This is a genomic window from Thermus amyloliquefaciens (assembly GCF_000744885.1).
In the GTDB taxonomy this organism is placed as follows: Bacteria; Deinococcota; Deinococci; order Deinococcales; family Thermaceae; genus Thermus; species Thermus amyloliquefaciens.
The window spans coordinates 1,051,329-1,065,843 of the sequence record NZ_JQMV01000003.1 but is presented as its reverse complement, the minus strand read 5'-3'; the positions used below and the strand labels follow the sequence as shown (position 1 = coordinate 1,065,843).

The window sequence follows — 14,515 nt, the reverse complement described above, 5'->3', positions numbered from 1 at the left end:
AAAGTATACCCGTGCGCATCAGCGTGGTGATCCCTGCCCACAACGAGGAAGCCCTGTTGCCTGGCGCCTTGCAGGCGGTTTTGCAACAGACCCTTCCCCCCTTTGAGGTGATCGTGGTGGACAACGCTTCCACCGACCGCACCCGGGAGGTGGCGGAGGCCTATGGGGTACGGGTGGTGCACTGCGCCAAGAAGGGGGTGGCCCACGCCCGCCAGGCGGGGCTTCTGGCCGCCCGGGGGGAGTGGGTGGCCATGACCGATGCCGACTCCCTGCCCATCCCCGGCTGGCTCGAGGCCCTGGCGGAAAAGGCGCAGGGGGCGGTGGCCCTGTACGGCCCCTTGCGCTTCTATGGGGTTTCCGCCGGGGAGGCCCTGCTTTCGGAGTGGGGCTACCGCGCCTTCCTCCACCTCATGGCCCTCTTTGGGCGGCCCAACCTGGCCGGGGCCAACATGATGGTGCTCAAGGAGGCAGCCCTGCGGGTGGGGGGGTTTCCCCAGGTGGAGGCCCGGGAGGACGTGCTTTTGGGATGGAAGCTCCTCGGGCAAGGCCCGGTACGCTATGTGCCCCGGGCCTTGGTCCTCACCTCGGCCCGTAGGCTCAAGGGGGGGTGGGGGAGGTTTCTCCTACGGCAGTTCAGAAACCTCCTGGGCGATCCTCGAGGCTATTTCGGGGAAGACGGGGGAAGGGGAAGATGAGCCTCTTCGGCTCCACCCGCAGGATCTCGCCCGCCTCGTCGTAGACGGCCACGATCCTTTCCGCGATGCGCTCCGCCGAGCGCTCCAAGGCCCAGGCGCGGGCCTGGAGGCTGAAGCGCTGCCGCTTTTCCTCGTCCCGCAAAAGGTCCGAGGCCTTGTCCGCCAAGGCTTTAAAGTCCCCGGGGGGCACCAGGTACCCCGTCCTCCCGTCCTCCACCCCCTCCAGCACCCCTTCCGCCCCCACGGCCACCACCGGCACCCCCATGGCCTGGGCCTCCCAGATCACGAGCCCTTGGGTTTCCGTTTCGCTGGCGAAGAGGAAAAGCTCGGCCAGGCGGTAGTAGCCCCCGATCTCCTTGTAGGGCACAGGACCCAGGAAGCGCACCCGCTCGGCGATGCCCAGCTCCCTGGCCAGGCGCTCGAGGGGGTGGAGCTCCGGACCCTCCCCGATGTGCACCAGGAAGACGTCCTGTTCCTTGGCCAGTTCCGCCACCGCCTTCAGCACCACGTCAAAGGACTTCTCCTTCCCCAGGCGCCCCACGGTGATGAGGCGACGCTTGCCCTCGGGCCAGGGGGAGGGGGAGGGGAGGGGGGCCTCTTCCAGGAGGCGGTTATCGATCCCCGTGGGGATGACCCGGATGGGGCGCTCAATGCCGTAGCCCTCTGCCAGCCGCTTCACGGGCTCCGTGGGGGCGATGACCACCTCCACCCGGTTGTAAAAGGCCTTGGCCAGCCTAGGGATGATGCCCGTGTACTTGTCCAGTATGGCCAGCCCTGGGACGTAGTGGGCGTACTTCTCGTAATGGGTGTGGAAGGTGGAGACGTGGGGCAGGCCCTTGCTCCGGGCGATCCTTAGCCCCCAGACCCCCAGGGTGAGGGGGGTGTGGGTGTGGATCAGCTCAAACTCCGTGGGCAGGTGGCGCGAAGAGGGTAGGGCGATTTGCTGCCCCTCATAGAAGGGGTAGGCCACGGAGGGGACCCGGACCACCCCCTCCTCCCGTTCAGGAGCTTCCGGGTGGTGGGGAGCCACCACCCAGGCCTCGTGCCCCATTCGCCGAAGCTCCCTTAGGAGCAGGTAAACGCTGGTGGTCACCCCGTTGGGGTTGGGAAAGTAGACGTCGGTGAAGAGGCCTACGCGGTAGAGGCGCATGCGGGGCTTAGCATACCGCATGGAACGAACCTATGCGGTGCAGGTCCTCCCGGATATGGCGGGCCGCTCCCTGTATGCCCCCAGGGGGGCCTATGCGCTCCCTTCCGGCTAGGCTGGCTCGGGCGTAGAGGTCCTCGTTCTGCAGCAGGCGTTGGGCGGCGGCCGCCACCTGGTCGGGCTGGGCCTCCGTGAGATGGAGCGCCTCCCCGAGGAGGCGTTTCTGCCTGGAGGCGAAGGCTCGGGTGAACTGGGGGCCGGGGGTGGGGAAGGCTACCGCGGGAACCCCTAAGCCTGCCGCCTGCTCCGTGGCCGTGCCCGCGGTGGCCAGGGCCAGGCGGCTTCGGTGGAGGATGGCGGAGAAGGCCCCTCGGAAGACCCAGGCGGTCTTGCCGTCCCTTTCCAGCCGCAAGGCCTCAGGGGCAACCTCTTGGCTTTGCCAGCCCGGCAGGGGGGGAAGCGCCTCCCATCCCTTGGCCCAGGCCACCGCCGGGATGAGGGGAAGCCGTAAAGCGGCCTCCAGCATGAGGGGAAGGCTGAAGGCCTCGTCGCCCCTGGTGCCTGGGAGCAGGGCCAGGAGGGGTTCCTCACCCACCCAGGGAGCGAGGTCCCGCTCCGGTGGGGGTAGGAGGTCCATGGCAAAGCTTCCGTACCAGTAAGCGTGGGGGACGCCCAGGCGGCGAAGCCGCCTGAGGCTAGGTTCGTCCCGTACGAACACCGCTTGGGCCTTGCGGTGGAGGAGGCGCTCGTAGGGGGTGAAGTCGCTTCCCCCCCAGTCCAGAAGGAGCTCTAAGGGACGAACAGCCTCCAGGTAGTGCGCGGAAACCAAGGGGTTCACGTGGTACAGGGGTTTGCCCCGGGCGGCCAGAACCCCCACGCTGAGGGCATAGGCGTCCCCCACCACCACCACGGCGTCGGGCTGGAAGGCCCAGGCGGCCTGCCACTGGGCGAGGCTCATGGAGAGGAACCCTGCCTTCAGGTCGGCCACAAGGTTGGCCAGGCTGCCGAAGAGGAACCCCCCCGAAGGCATCTCCTTCCTGGGTCCTAGGACCTCTTGAGCCACCCCCTGGTAGGCGTTGCCACGGCCCACCAGGGGAAGGGCCCAGATGGCGTGGCCAAGCTGGGCGGCGATGCGGGCGCCGATGGCGTCCTCGGTGGGCCCGTTGGACACGAACAAAACCCTCATAGCAGTTCCAGCAGAGTGTACACTGCCCGGGCTTGTTCCCTGAGGGGAAGGTAGGCCCCGCCCCTTTCCAGGGCCAGGGTTTCGTCAGGGGGAAGGTGGATGAAGGCCACGGGGATCTCCGGGGGTAGGTGAAAAAGGGACAGGTAGAAGGCCTGGTTGCAAAGGTAGCTCCCCGCGGACAGGCTTTGCTTGGCGGGGATCCCGGCTTCCCGCAGGCGGCGAAGGGCCTCCTTCAAGGGAAAGCGGGCCTCGAGGGCCAGGGGTCCTCCGGGGACCACGGGGATGTCCGCCAGCACCCTTCCCCGGTTGTCGGGGCGCTCAAAGTCTAGGAGGTTCACCGCAAAGCGCTCCAGGCTGATGAGGGGCCGGTTCTCCGCCAGGCCCAGGTGGAGCACCGCCCTGGGCCCCCGCGCGTAAAGCGCCTCCAGGGCCTGGGCGAGCGCCAGGGCGTCCACGGGGAGCACCACCTTCAGGAGGGGCTCCCCTTTCCCCGTGTCCGGCAAGAGGCCGAGCAGGGCAGCGGAAGGGTTGTGCCCCATGCCGGCAAAGGGTTCAAATCCGGTGATCAAGACCATGGTCTAAACCCGCTGGGCATTATAGCCCCTAGACCTTTGACTCGGTTTAAGATGGGGAACGTGGAGCTGGGACTTGTGACCGACACCGCGGCGGACCTTTCCCCTAAGGTGCTCCAGGAGGAGGCGGTGGGCTTGGTGCCCATTTACGTGCACCTCATGGGCCGCCGGTACAAGGATTGGCAGGAGCTTACCCCCGATGCCCTTTACCAGGCCATGCGTGCGGGGGCGGAGCCGGTGACCGAGCCCCCGGGGGTGGAGGACTTCGCCGAGGTGTACGAGCGCCATCTGCAGGTGTACGACCGCCTGCTTTCCATCCACGTCTCGGGGGAGCTTTCCAAGACCGTGGAGCGGGCGCGGGAGGCCGCCTTGAAGGTGGCCCCCACCCGCATCCGGGTGGTGGACTCGGGGATGGTTTCCGCGGGGCTTGGGGCCATGGTGCTCCGGGCGGTGGAGATGCTCCGGCGGGGGGCGGAGGAGGAGGCCGTGGTGCGGGAGATGGAAAGGCTCAGGCGCTCCAGCCTCTACTTCAGCGTGGCGGACCTGTCCCACCTGGCCAGGAACGGCCGCCTGCCCCGCTTTGGCGAGGTGGTGGGGAACCTCCTGGGCCTGAGGCCCATCCTGCGCATAGATAAGGGGCACATCCGCTTCCTCAAGGTGGCCCGGGAAAGCGCCGTGCCCGAGGTGCTGGCCCGCTTGGTGCTGGAGGAGTTCCGAGGGCGCACGGCCCGCATCACCATCGCCCACACCGACGCCAAAGGTGAGTGGCTGGAGGGGCTGAAAAAGGCCCTGGAAGGCGCCCTCCGCCTGGAGCGGGGCCGCATCACCCGCTCGGGGGCCACCATCGCGGCCAACGTGGGCCTTGGGGCTTTGGCGGTTCACGCCTATGCGGTAGAATGAGCTTTGGCCTTCGGGCCGCAGGCCCATGGAAGTTGCCCTGGAAAGGCTTTACGGCCACCGCCTCCCTCTGCCCCAGGTGGTGGCGGCCTTGCTTTTTGCCCGGGAGCGGCCCCCAGCCCTCCTCTTGGTCCCTGAGGAGCGCCTGAGGCGCTACCGGGACCTTGGGGCGTTGGGTGTGCCGGTGTACGTGAACCCGGGCCTCGAGGCCTGGGAGGAGCGGGCCCTTTTCGTCTTCTCCTACGAGGAGGCGCTCGCCCCTTTCCCCGAGGACCCTTCTGCCTGGCGCCTGGTGCTGGAGGTGGGGCGGAGCTACCCAAGGGGGGAGCTTTTGGACCGGCTCCTGCGGATGGGGTACGCCCGGGACGAGGACTACCGGGTGCTGGGGGGGGTGCTGGAGTTTCCCGAGGTCCGCCTGGAGTTCTATGGGGAGGAGCTGGAAAGGCTTTTGGTGGCAGGGGAGGCCAGGCGGCGCCACGTCCTCCTGCCCAAGCCGGGAAAGGCGGAGGGGTTCACCTCCAGGAAAATCCTCCACTTCCCCGGCCCCGTCTACCTGGACACCCCGGCCCTGGCCCCTAGGGAGCTCTGGCCGCTTCTTGCGGGGCGGCCCTGGGTGGCCTTGGGGGGTGGGGTGGAGCTTCCCCTCTTGGATTTGGGCGTGCGTCCCCTTCCCCCCTACCGGGGAAGCCTTAAGGCCTTGGAAAAGGACTTGGCCCGGTGGCTTGGGGAGGGGAGGCGGGTAAGCCTCTTCGTGGCCCACGAGCGCACCCTGGACTACCTGAAAAGGCGGCTTGCCCCCTTCCAACCCCGGGTGCTGGAGCGCTTTCCCGGGCCCAAGGGCCAGCTTTCCCTCTTCCGGGGAGCCTTTGAGGGGGGAGGGGAGTGGGGGGAGGAGGTTTTGCTGACCGAGGCCCTGATCTTCGCCACGGGGGCGGTGCGGGCCAGGGTGAGGGTGGGGGAGGGGCTTGCCGACCCTGGGGCGCTTGCCCCGGGGGATTTTCTCATCCACCCGGAGCACGGCGTGGGCCAGTACCTGGGCCTGGAAACCCGGGAGGTGCTGGGCGTTAGGCGGGACTACCTGGTTCTCCGCTACAAGGGGGAGGGGAAGCTCTACCTGCCGGTGGAGCAGCTCCCCCTTCTCAAACGCCATCCCGGCACCACGGATGACCCGCCGGAGCTTTCCTCCCTGGGCAAAGGGGAATGGCAACGGCTTAAGGAAAAGGCCAGGAAGGATGTGGAGGAGCTGGCGGCAAGGCTTCTCGTCCTTCAGGCCAAGCGCAAGGCCACCCCGGGCCGGGCCTTCGCCCCCTTGCCGGACTGGGACCCTCTTATTGAGAAGGGCTTCCCCCACCCGCTCACCCCGGACCAGAAACAGGCCTTGGAGGAGGTCCTGCGGGACCTGGAGGCCCCTTTCCCCATGGACCGGCTCATCTCCGGGGACGTGGGCTTCGGCAAGACGGAGATCGCCCTCCGGGCCGCCCACCGCGTGGTGGGGCACGGGGCCCAGGTGGCCTTCTTGGTGCCCACCACCCTGCTGGCGGAGCAGCACGGTAAGACCTTCCGCGAGCGCTTTGCCGGGCTTCCCGTGCGCATCGGGGTGCTTTCCCGCTTTACCCCGGAGAAGGAGGAGGAGGCCATCCTAAAGGGTCTACGGGAGGGCACCGTGGACATCGTGATCGGCACCCACCGCCTTCTCCAGCCCGACGTGAGGTTTAAGGACCTCGGGCTTTTGATCGTGGATGAGGAGCACCGCTTCGGCGTGGCGCAGAAGGAGCGGATCCGGGAGCTGAAGGCCGAGGTGGACACCCTTTACCTCTCCGCCACCCCCATTCCCCGTACCCTCTATTCCGCCCTGGTGGGCCTTAAGGATCTTTCCAGCATCAAGACCCCTCCCCCGGGCCGGAAGCCCATCCGCACCTTCCTCGCCCCCTTTGACCCTCTATTGGTACGGGAGGCCATCCTCCAGGAACTGGAAAGGGGGGGCAGGGTCTTCTACGTGCACGATCGGGTGGCCTCCATAGAGGCGAGGAGGCGTTACCTGGAAAACCTGGTGCCCGAGGCCCGGATCGGGGTGGTGCACGGCAAGATGCCCGAAGGGCTTGTGGAGGAGACCATGCTCCTCTTCGCCGAGGGAGCCTACGACGTCCTTTTGGCCACCACCATCATTGAGTCGGGCCTGGATGTGGGCGAGGCCAATACCATCCTCATTGAGCGGGCCGACCGCCTGGGCCTGGCCACCTTGTACCAGCTCCGGGGCCGGGTGGGGCGGCGGGAGCAGGAGGCCTACGCCTACCTCTTCCACCCGCCCCGGCTCACGGAGGCGGCGGAAAGGCGCCTTAGCGCCATCGCCGATCTTTCCGACCTGGGAAGCGGCCACCTTCTGGCGGAGAAGGACATGGAGATCCGGGGCGTGGGCAACCTCCTGGGCCCGGAGCAGCATGGGCACATCCGGGCCCTCTCCCTGGAGGTCTACACCGAGCTTCTGGAGGAGGCCATCCGGAAGCTTAAGGGAGAGGTTAAGGAGGTTAAGGGGGAGAGGCGGCACGTCACCCTGGACCTGGCCCTCTCCGCCCGGCTTCCCGCGGAGTATGTGCCGAGCCTGGAGGGCCGCAGCCGCTACTATAGCCGCCTGGCGGAGGCCAAGACCCTGGCGGAGATTTCCCGGATCGCCAGGGAACTGAAGGAGCGGTATGGCCCCCTGCCCGAGGAGGCAGAAAACTTCCTGGCCCTGGCCCGGCTGCGCCTGGTGGCGGAGCGCAAGGGGGCGGTTTCCCTCACCGAGGACCTCACCCATCTCCAAGTGATCTTTCCCCGCTGGCCCTTGGACTACGACGCTCGAGGCCTGAAGGGACTTCCCTTCCGGGTGGAGCTCACCCAGTACCCCCCGGGCTTCCGCCTGGAGAAGAAGGGTTTAAGGCCCCGGGAGTACCCCGAGGCCCTGATGCAGGTCCTTTACCTCTTCGCCGACCGCTAGGGGTTAGGGATGAGGTTGAAGAGCTTCAGGCGGAGGCTTACCTCCCCTTGGGTTAGGGTGTAGGCCACCTTTTCCCCGCTTAGGCTCAGCCGGGCCCCAATGCGGAAGCCGCCTGTCTTCACCAGGGCCATCCCCACCCACCGCTATGCCCCCATTCCCTCTGATGCCCTCCGGATAGGGCCTGGCGTCAAGGAACCCCTTTGACAAGCTCCGCCCTTCTGCCGTAAACTTTGACTCAGTATAAGGAGGTGACCATGATCAAGAAGGTGGGCGTGGTGGGCGCGGGGACCATGGGAAGCGGGATCGCCGCCCTGGTGGCCAGCGCCGGGATCCCCGTGGTCCTCCTGGACATCCCGGGCAAGGAGGACCGGAACGAGTTGGCCAAGCGGGGTTTGGAGCGGGCCCGAAAGGCCAAGCCTGCGGCCTTCATGGACCCGGACCTCTCCCGCTACGTGGAGATCGGCAACACCGAGGACCACCTGGACAAGCTCCGGGACTGCGACTGGGTGGTGGAGGCCATCATTGAGAAACCCGAGCCCAAGCGGGCCCTTTATGAGCGCCTCGAGGGCCTTCTGAAACCCACCGCCATCGTAAGCTCCAACACCAGCGGCATCCCCATGCGGGTGCTCTTGGAAGGCCGCTCGGAGGCCTTCCGCCGTCGCTTTTTGGGCACCCACTTCTTCAACCCGCCCCGCTACCTGCACCTCTTGGAACTGATCCCCACCCCGGAAACCGATCCGGAGGTCCTAAGGGAGATCCGGCGCTTTGGGGAGCGCATCCTGGGGAAGGGCACGGTCTTGGCCAAGGACTCCCCGGGCTTCATCGCCAACCGGCTCGGGGTCTACGGCATGGTCCAGGCGGTGCGCCTCATGGAGAAGCACGGCCTCACCATAGACGAGGTGGATGCCCTCACCGGGCCCCTCCTGGGCCGCCCCAACTCCGCCACCTTCCGCACCGCCGACCTTACGGGCCTGGACGTGCTGAAGCTGGTCACGGAGGAGCTGGCCCAGGCCACGGGAGAGGACTTCGCCCTGCCGGGCTGGGTCCTGCGCCTCGTGGAGGAGGGGCGGCTTGGGGAGAAGGCGGGGGCGGGGTTTTACAAGCGGGTGGACGGGGAGATCCACACCCTGGATTACCGCACCCTGGAGTACGTCCCCCGGGCCAAGGTGGAGCTGCCCGAGCTGAAGGCCCTTCGGGACCTGCCCCTGGCCGAGAGGCTTCCCCGGGTGATGGAGCTTCCCGGCAAATACGGGGCGTTCCTTAAAGAACTCTTCGCCCGCACCGCCCACTACACCCTGGAGAAAGCCCCCCAGATCGCCTACGACCTGGTCTCGGTGGACCAGGCCCTGGAGTGGGGCTTTGGCTGGGAGGAGGGGCCCTTTAAGAACATGGACGCCTTGGGCCTCGAGGGGCTAAGGCGTCTTTTCGCCGAGCACGGGCTTCCCGAACCCGAGCTCCTAAAGAAGGCCCAGGGAAGCTTCTACCGCAACGGCACCTACCTGGGCTTTGACGGGGCCTACCACCCCCTGCCCAAGCGGGAAGGGGTCCTCTCCCTCAAGGCCCTGAAGGCCGAGGGCAAGACCCTCCTGGAGAGCAAGGAGGCCGCCCTTCTGGACCTGGGGGACGGGGTGGCCCTTCTGGAGTTCCGCACCAAGATGAACGCCATCGGGGAGGGCGTGATCCGCATGCTCCAGAAGAGCCTGGAGTACGTGGAGGAGAAGGGCTATCTGGGCCTCGTGATCGGCAACGAGGACCCCAGGGCCTTCTCCGCTGGGGCCAACCTGGCCCTGATCCTCTCCTCGGCCCAGGAGGGGGACTGGGACGAGCTGGCCCTGGCGGTGCGGCAGTTCCAGAAGGCCTCCATGTCCTTGCGCTATAGCCCCTTCCCCGTGGTGGTGGCCCCCTTCGGCCTCACCTTGGGGGGCGGGGCGGAGTTCACCCTGCACGCCGATAGCGTCCAGGCCCATGCGGAGCTCTACATGGGCCTGGTGGAGGCGGGGGTGGGGCTCCTCCCGGCGGGGGGCGGCACCAAGGAGATGCTCCTCCGCTTCACTGGGGAGCTTGCCCCCTACGAGGAAGCCGATCCCTTTGAGGGGGTGAAGCGGGCCTTCAACCTCATCGCCTTGGCCAAGACCTCCACCAGCGCCCTCGAGGCCCGCAAGATGGGCTTCCTCCGCGACCGGGACCGGATCAGCATGAACCGGGACTTCCTCATCGCCGACGCCAAGCGCCGGGTTCTGGAGCTCGCCCCCGATTACCGCCCGCCCCTGCCCCCCCGGGTGCGCGTGCTGGGGAGCGAGGCGTTGGGGAACCTGCGCTATGCGGTTTGGGCCTTCCGCGAGGCGGGGGAGATCACCGACCACGACATGCGGATCGGCCTGGAGATCGCCTACGTGCTCTCCGGGGGCGAGGGGGCGCCTAGGGAGGTTTCCGAGTGGGACCTTTTGGACCTGGAGCGGGAGGCCTTCTTGAAGCTCCTCGGCACCCGGAAGACCCAGGAGCGCATCGCCTACACCCTGAAGACGGGCAAGCCCCTGAGGAACTGAATGAGGTGAAACCATGCGGGAAGCGGTAATCGTCAGTGCGGTTCGTAGCCCCGTGGCCCGGGGCAAGAAGGACGGGGCCTTGGCCGCCCTCCACCCGGTGGACCTTTCCGCCCAGGTGATGCGGCAGGCGGTGGAGCGGGTGGGCCTGGACCCCAAGGAGCTCGAGGACGTCCTCTGGGGGTGCGCCATGCCGGAGGCGGCCCAGGGGCTCAACATCGCCCGGCTGGCCCTCCTGCGGGCGGGTTTCCCCGTGGAGGTGGCGGGGGCCACCGTCAACCGCTTTTGCTCCTCTGGCCTCCAGACCATCGCCATGGCCGCCCAGGCGGTGATGACGGGCATGGCGGATGCGGTCCTGGCTGGCGGGGTGGAGATGATGAGCCAGGTGCCCATGTCGGGCTTCCACACCCGCCTCCACCCCGACCTCACCCCCACGGAGTGGAGCCCGGAGGGCTATTCCACCTACATCGGCATGGGCTTCACCGCCGAGAGGGTGGCGGAGCGCTTTGGCATCAGCCGGGAGGACCAGGACCGCTGGGCCCTAAGGAGCCACCAAAGGGCGGCGAAGGCCTGGGCGGAGGGGCGGTTCACCGAGGTGGTGCCCATCCGGGTCCCGAGGGTGCGCTACGAAGGAACCAAGAAGGTGGTGGAGGAGGCGCTTTTTGAGCGGGACGAGACCGTGCGGCCCGAGACCTCCCTGGAGGCCTTGGCCAAGTTGCGGCCTGCCTTCAAAAAGGGCGGCACGGTAACCGCGGGGAACGCCAGCCCCTACTCCGATGGGGCGGCGGCGGTGGTGGTCATGAGCCGGGAGAAGGCGGAGGCTTTGGGCCTAAAGCCCCTTGCCCGCTTCGTCAGCTTCGCCGTGGCGGGGGTGGAGCCCGATGTGATGGGCATTGGCCCCGTCAAGGCGGTGCCCAAGGCCTTGGAGCGGGCCGGGCTTTCCCTGGAAGAGATCGACCTCATCGAGTTCAACGAGGCCTTTGCCGCCCAGGTGCTGGCGGTGATGCGCACCCTGGGAATGCCGGAGGAAAGGACCAACGTGAACGGCGGAGCCATCGCCCTGGGCCACCCCTTGGGGGCCACCGGGGCCAAGCTCACCGCCCAGCTCATCGCCGAGCTGGGGCGGCGGGGCGGGGGGTATGGCTTGGTGACCATGTGCATCGGCGGCGGCATGGGGGCCGCCGGGGTCTTTGAGGTATACCCAGCTTAGGAGGAGGCCATGACCGAGGAAAAGAAGCTTTGGCACAGGGGCGGGGGTTGGTTGCTGGAGGCTCCTGAGCGGATCTACACCCCCGAGGATTTTGACGAGAGCGTCAAGGAGATCGCCCGTACCACCCGCACCTTCGTGGAGAAGGAGGTCCTTCCCCTCTTGGAGCGCATGGAGCATGGGGAGCTGGAGCTGAACGTCCCCCTCATGCGAAAGGCGGGGGAGCTGGGGCTTCTCGCCATTGACGTGCCCGAGGAGTACGGGGGGCTGGACCTGCCCAAGGTGATCTCCACGGTGGTGGCGGAGGAGCTTTCCGGTTCGGGGGGCTTCTCCGTGACCTACGGGGCCCACACCTCCATCGGTACCCTGCCCTTGGTCTACTTCGGCACCGAGGAGCAAAAGCAAAAGTACCTTCCCAAGCTGGCCAGCGGGGAGTGGATCGCCGCCTACTGCCTTACGGAGCCGGGTTCGGGCTCCGATGCCCTTTCGGCCAAAACCCGGGCCACCCTTTCCGAAGATGGCAAGCACTACGTCCTGAACGGGGTCAAGCAGTGGATCTCCAACGCCGGCTTCGCCCAGCTCTTCACCGTCTTCGCCAAGGTGGATGGGGAGCATTTTACCGCCTTCCTGGTGGAGCGGGGCACCCCCGGCCTCTCCTTTGGCCCCGAGGAGAAGAAGATGGGCATCAAGGCCTCCAGCACCCGGCAGGTGATCCTGGAGGACGTGAAGGTGCCCGTGGAGAACGTCCTGGGGGAGATCGGCAAGGGGCACAAGATCGCCTTCAACGTCCTCAACGTGGGCCGCTACAAGCTGGGCGCCGGGGCGGTGGGCGGGGCCAAAAGGGCCTTGGAGCTTTCCGCCAAGTACGCCAAGGAGCGGCACCAGTTCGGCCGGCCCATCGGGAGCTTCGGGCTCATCAAGCAGAAGCTCGGGGAGATGGCCTCCCGCATCTACGCCGCCGAGAGCGCCGTTTACCGCACCGTGGGCCTGATCGATGAGGCCCTTTTGGGGAAGAAGGGCCCTGAGGCGGTGATGGCGGGCATTGAGGAGTACGCGGTGGAGGCCAGCATCATCAAGGTGCTGGGCTCGGAGGTGCTGGACTACGTGGTGGACGAGGGGGTGCAGATCCACGGGGGCTACGGCTACTCCCAGGAGTACCCCATCGAGCGGGCCTACCGGGACGCCCGCATCAACCGCATCTTTGAGGGCACCAACGAGATCAACCGCCTCCTCATCCCCGGGATGCTCCTGAGGCGGGCCCTGAAGGGGCAGCTTCCCCTCTTCCAGGCGGCCATGAGGCTCCAGAAGGAGCTCTTGGAGCCCAGCTTTGAGGAGCCCGAGGACCTGGAGGTGCACCAGGTGCAAAACCTCAAGAAGCTGGCCCTCATGGTGGCGGGCCTGGCGGCCCAGAGGTACGGGGAGAAGCTGGAGGAGGAGCAGGAGGTCCTGGGGGTGGCGGCGGACATCCTCATCGACACCTATGCCGCGGAAAGCGCCCTCCTCCGGGCCCGCAGGCTTGGGGGCGTGGCCCAGGCCATGGCCCGGCTCTACCTGCTCCAGGCCCTGGACCGGGCCCAGGCCTCGGCCCTTTCCGTGCTGCCCCGCCTGGTGGAAGGGGATGAGGCCCGGGTGGTCTACTCCGCCGCCCGCAGGCTCACCAAGCACGAGCCCGCGGACCTGGTGGCCCTGAGGCGGGAGGTGGCGGAGAGGGTCCTCGAGGCGGAGGGCTACCCCATCCCCCGTTAAACCTAAGGGCCTTACCCCGCCGGGGCTTGGCCCCGGCGGGGTACTCCTATGCCCCAGAAATCCAGCTAAGGTGGGGTTACCCCAGGGAACCCCTTGAGCGGGCTACTCCAGGGCGAGCCGCCACTTGGGGCCTTCCTTGGTGTCCTCCACGATAACCCCTAGCGCCTTAAGCCTTTCCCGGATCAGGTCGCTTTTGGCGTAGTCCTTGGCCCGCCGGGCCTCCTCGCGAAGCTCTAGAAGCAGGGCGATGAGGCCCTCCAAGAGGGGGCCTGATACCTTTTCCTCCAGAACCCTTTCCGGGAAGAGGCCCAGGATGCCTTCCCCCAGGGTGTGGAAGACCTGGGCGGTGCGCCTTAGGGTGTCCCCCTTGGCCTCGGGGAGGAGCCTGTTCAGCTCGGGGAGGAAGGTGAAAAAGGCGGCCAGGGCCTCCGGGGTGCCGAGGTCGTCCTCTATGGCCTCCAGGAAGTCCCTTTCCAGAGCGTCCAGCGCCCTTTCCAGCTCCGGGGTGGTGCCCGGGCCTGCCGTCTTCAGATGGGTCCGGACCTCGCGGTAGGCGGTGAGGAGCCGGGCATACCCCCGCTTGGCCGCCTCGAGGCCCTCCCAGGTGAAGTCCATGGGGCTGCGGTAGTGGGTCTGCAGGAGGTAAAACCGCAGGGCCATGGGCTCGTGGGCCCTTAGGAGGTCGTGGAGGAGGACCAGGTGCCCCGTGCTCTTGGCCATCTTTTCCCCTTCCAGGAGCACGTGGTTGTGGTGCATCCAGTGGCGGGCAAAGCGGTAGCCCGCCGCTTCCGCCTGGGCGATCTCGCACTCGTGGTGGGGAAACTGGAGGTCAATGCCCCCGGCGTGGAGGTCAAACCCCTCCCCGAGGTACTTGAGGCTCATGGCGGTGCACTCGATGTGCCAACCCGGGTAGCCCTCGCCCCAGGGGCTTTTCCAGCGCATGAGGTGGCCGGGCTCGGCCGCCTTCCAAAGGGCGAAGTCCAGGGGGTCCTCCTTCTCCTCCCGCACCTCCACCCTGGCCCCTGCCCGGAGTTCTTCCAAACGCTTTCCCGATAGCTTCCCATACTGGGGGAAGGCCCTTACCCGGAAGTAAACGCTTCCCTGGCGTTCGTAGGCGAAGCCAAGCCGCAGGAGCCTTTCCGTGAGCTCAATCTGTTCCGGTATGTGGCCGCTGGCCCTGGGGGCGATGGAGGGGCGGAGCACGTTCAGGGCGGCCATGGCGTCAAAGTAACTCCAGGTGTACTTCTCCGCCACCTCCATGGGCTCGAGCTGTTCCAGTTTGGCCCGCTTGAGGATCTTGTCCTCCCCTTGGTCGGCGTCGTCGGTGAGGTGGCCCACGTCGGTGATGTTGGAGACAAAGCGCACCTTGTACCCCTGGTGGAGGAGGTAGCGGCGGAGCACATCGTAGACGATGGGCCCCCGGGCGTGGCCCAGGTGGGGGTCGGAGTACACGGTGGGGCCGCACACGTAGATCCCCACGTGCCCCGGGGTGGCAGGGGTGAAGTCCACCTTGGCCCTTTGCAGGGTGTCGTAGATGCGAAGGCCCAT

Annotated in this window: 11 protein-coding genes; 6 read left to right on the top strand and 5 right to left on the bottom strand. The window is 67.3% G+C overall.

Going from position 1 to position 14,515, the window contains the following annotated elements:
* Window positions 1–11 precede the first annotated feature (11 nt).
* Window positions 12–695: a glycosyltransferase family 2 protein gene (locus BS74_RS05790; protein ID WP_038056879.1), complete on the top strand. Its 684-nt coding sequence runs from the start codon at window positions 12–14 to the stop codon at window positions 693–695.
* On the opposite strand, the gene BS74_RS05785 is transcribed toward BS74_RS05790, so the two are convergent.
* The 3 genes from BS74_RS05785 to BS74_RS05775 are packed head-to-tail and all read right to left on the bottom strand — an operon-like array spanning window position 634 to window position 3,603.
* Window positions 634–1,845: a glycosyltransferase family 4 protein gene (locus BS74_RS05785; RefSeq protein WP_038056875.1), complete on the bottom strand. Its 1,212-nt coding sequence runs from the start codon at window positions 1,843–1,845 to the stop codon at window positions 634–636. The genes BS74_RS05790 and BS74_RS05785 overlap by 62 nt on opposite strands.
* Window positions 1,846–1,852: 7 nt before the next feature.
* Window positions 1,853–3,028, bottom strand: coding sequence for a lipid-A-disaccharide synthase-related protein (locus BS74_RS05780; protein ID WP_038056872.1), 1,176 nt, complete (start codon window positions 3,026–3,028; stop codon window positions 1,853–1,855).
* The gene (locus BS74_RS05775; protein WP_038056869.1) at window positions 3,025–3,603 is read right to left on the bottom strand and encodes a pyroglutamyl-peptidase I; all 579 of its coding nucleotides are present in this window, start codon (window positions 3,601–3,603) and stop codon (window positions 3,025–3,027) included. Before BS74_RS05775 ends, BS74_RS05780 begins: the two co-directional genes overlap by 4 nt.
* A 60-nt stretch (window positions 3,604–3,663) precedes the next feature.
* Here BS74_RS05775 and BS74_RS05770 point away from each other — a divergent pair, with 60 nt between their 5' ends.
* Window positions 3,664–4,500: a DegV family protein gene (locus tag BS74_RS05770; protein WP_038058924.1), complete on the top strand. Its 837-nt coding sequence runs from the start codon at window positions 3,664–3,666 to the stop codon at window positions 4,498–4,500.
* Between the two features lie 25 nt (window positions 4,501–4,525).
* Window positions 4,526–7,471, top strand: a complete 2,946-nt coding sequence (gene mfd / locus BS74_RS05765) for a transcription-repair coupling factor (RefSeq protein WP_038056867.1) — start codon at window positions 4,526–4,528, stop codon at window positions 7,469–7,471.
* Here mfd and BS74_RS12980 read toward each other — a convergent pair.
* A complete protein-coding gene (locus BS74_RS12980) occupies window positions 7,468–7,602 on the bottom strand; it encodes a hypothetical protein (RefSeq protein WP_281173169.1) in 135 nt (44 codons plus the stop codon). The genes mfd and BS74_RS12980 overlap by 4 nt on opposite strands.
* A 123-nt stretch (window positions 7,603–7,725) precedes the next feature.
* Here BS74_RS12980 and BS74_RS05760 point away from each other — a divergent pair, with 123 nt between their 5' ends.
* The 3 genes from BS74_RS05760 to BS74_RS05750 are packed head-to-tail and all read left to right on the top strand — an operon-like array spanning window position 7,726 to window position 12,967.
* On the top strand, window positions 7,726–10,017 hold the full coding sequence (locus BS74_RS05760) for a 3-hydroxyacyl-CoA dehydrogenase/enoyl-CoA hydratase family protein (RefSeq protein WP_038056865.1): 2,292 nt from the start codon (window positions 7,726–7,728) through the stop codon (window positions 10,015–10,017).
* 13 nt (window positions 10,018–10,030) lie between these two features.
* Window positions 10,031–11,224 (top strand): thiolase family protein, encoded by a 1,194-nt coding sequence (locus tag BS74_RS05755; protein ID WP_038056862.1) that lies wholly within the window; start codon window positions 10,031–10,033, stop codon window positions 11,222–11,224.
* A 9-nt stretch (window positions 11,225–11,233) separates the two neighbouring features.
* Window positions 11,234–12,967, top strand: a complete 1,734-nt coding sequence (locus BS74_RS05750) for an acyl-CoA dehydrogenase family protein (RefSeq protein ID WP_038056861.1) — start codon at window positions 11,234–11,236, stop codon at window positions 12,965–12,967.
* A 102-nt stretch (window positions 12,968–13,069) separates the two neighbouring features.
* Here BS74_RS05750 and cysS read toward each other — a convergent pair whose 3' ends face one another.
* Window positions 13,070–14,515, bottom strand: coding sequence for a cysteine--tRNA ligase (gene cysS, locus BS74_RS05745; protein WP_038056859.1), 1,446 nt, complete (start codon window positions 14,513–14,515; stop codon window positions 13,070–13,072).

Bases quoted from the DNA above. Each gene is read 5' to 3' on its own strand.
- BS74_RS05785 (WP_038056875.1), bottom strand. From the start codon at position 1,845: ATGCGCCTCTACCGCGTAGGCCTCTTCACCGACGTCTACTTTCCCAAC.
- BS74_RS05780 (WP_038056872.1), bottom strand. From the start codon at position 3,028: ATGAGGGTTTTGTTCGTGTCCAACGGGCCCACCGAGGACGCCATCGGC.
- BS74_RS05775 (WP_038056869.1), bottom strand. From the start codon at position 3,603: ATGGTCTTGATCACCGGATTTGAACCCTTTGCCGGCATGGGGCACAAC.
- mfd (WP_038056867.1), top strand. From the start codon at position 4,526: ATGGAAGTTGCCCTGGAAAGGCTTTACGGCCACCGCCTCCCTCTGCCC.
- BS74_RS12980 (WP_281173169.1), bottom strand. From the start codon at position 7,602: ATGGCCCTGGTGAAGACAGGCGGCTTCCGCATTGGGGCCCGGCTGAGC.
- BS74_RS05760 (WP_038056865.1), top strand. From the start codon at position 7,726: ATGATCAAGAAGGTGGGCGTGGTGGGCGCGGGGACCATGGGAAGCGGG.
- BS74_RS05755 (WP_038056862.1), top strand. From the start codon at position 10,031: ATGCGGGAAGCGGTAATCGTCAGTGCGGTTCGTAGCCCCGTGGCCCGG.
- BS74_RS05750 (WP_038056861.1), top strand. From the start codon at position 11,234: ATGACCGAGGAAAAGAAGCTTTGGCACAGGGGCGGGGGTTGGTTGCTG.
- cysS (WP_038056859.1), bottom strand. From the start codon at position 14,515: ATGGGCCTTCGCATCTACGACACCCTGCAAAGGGCCAAGGTGGACTTC.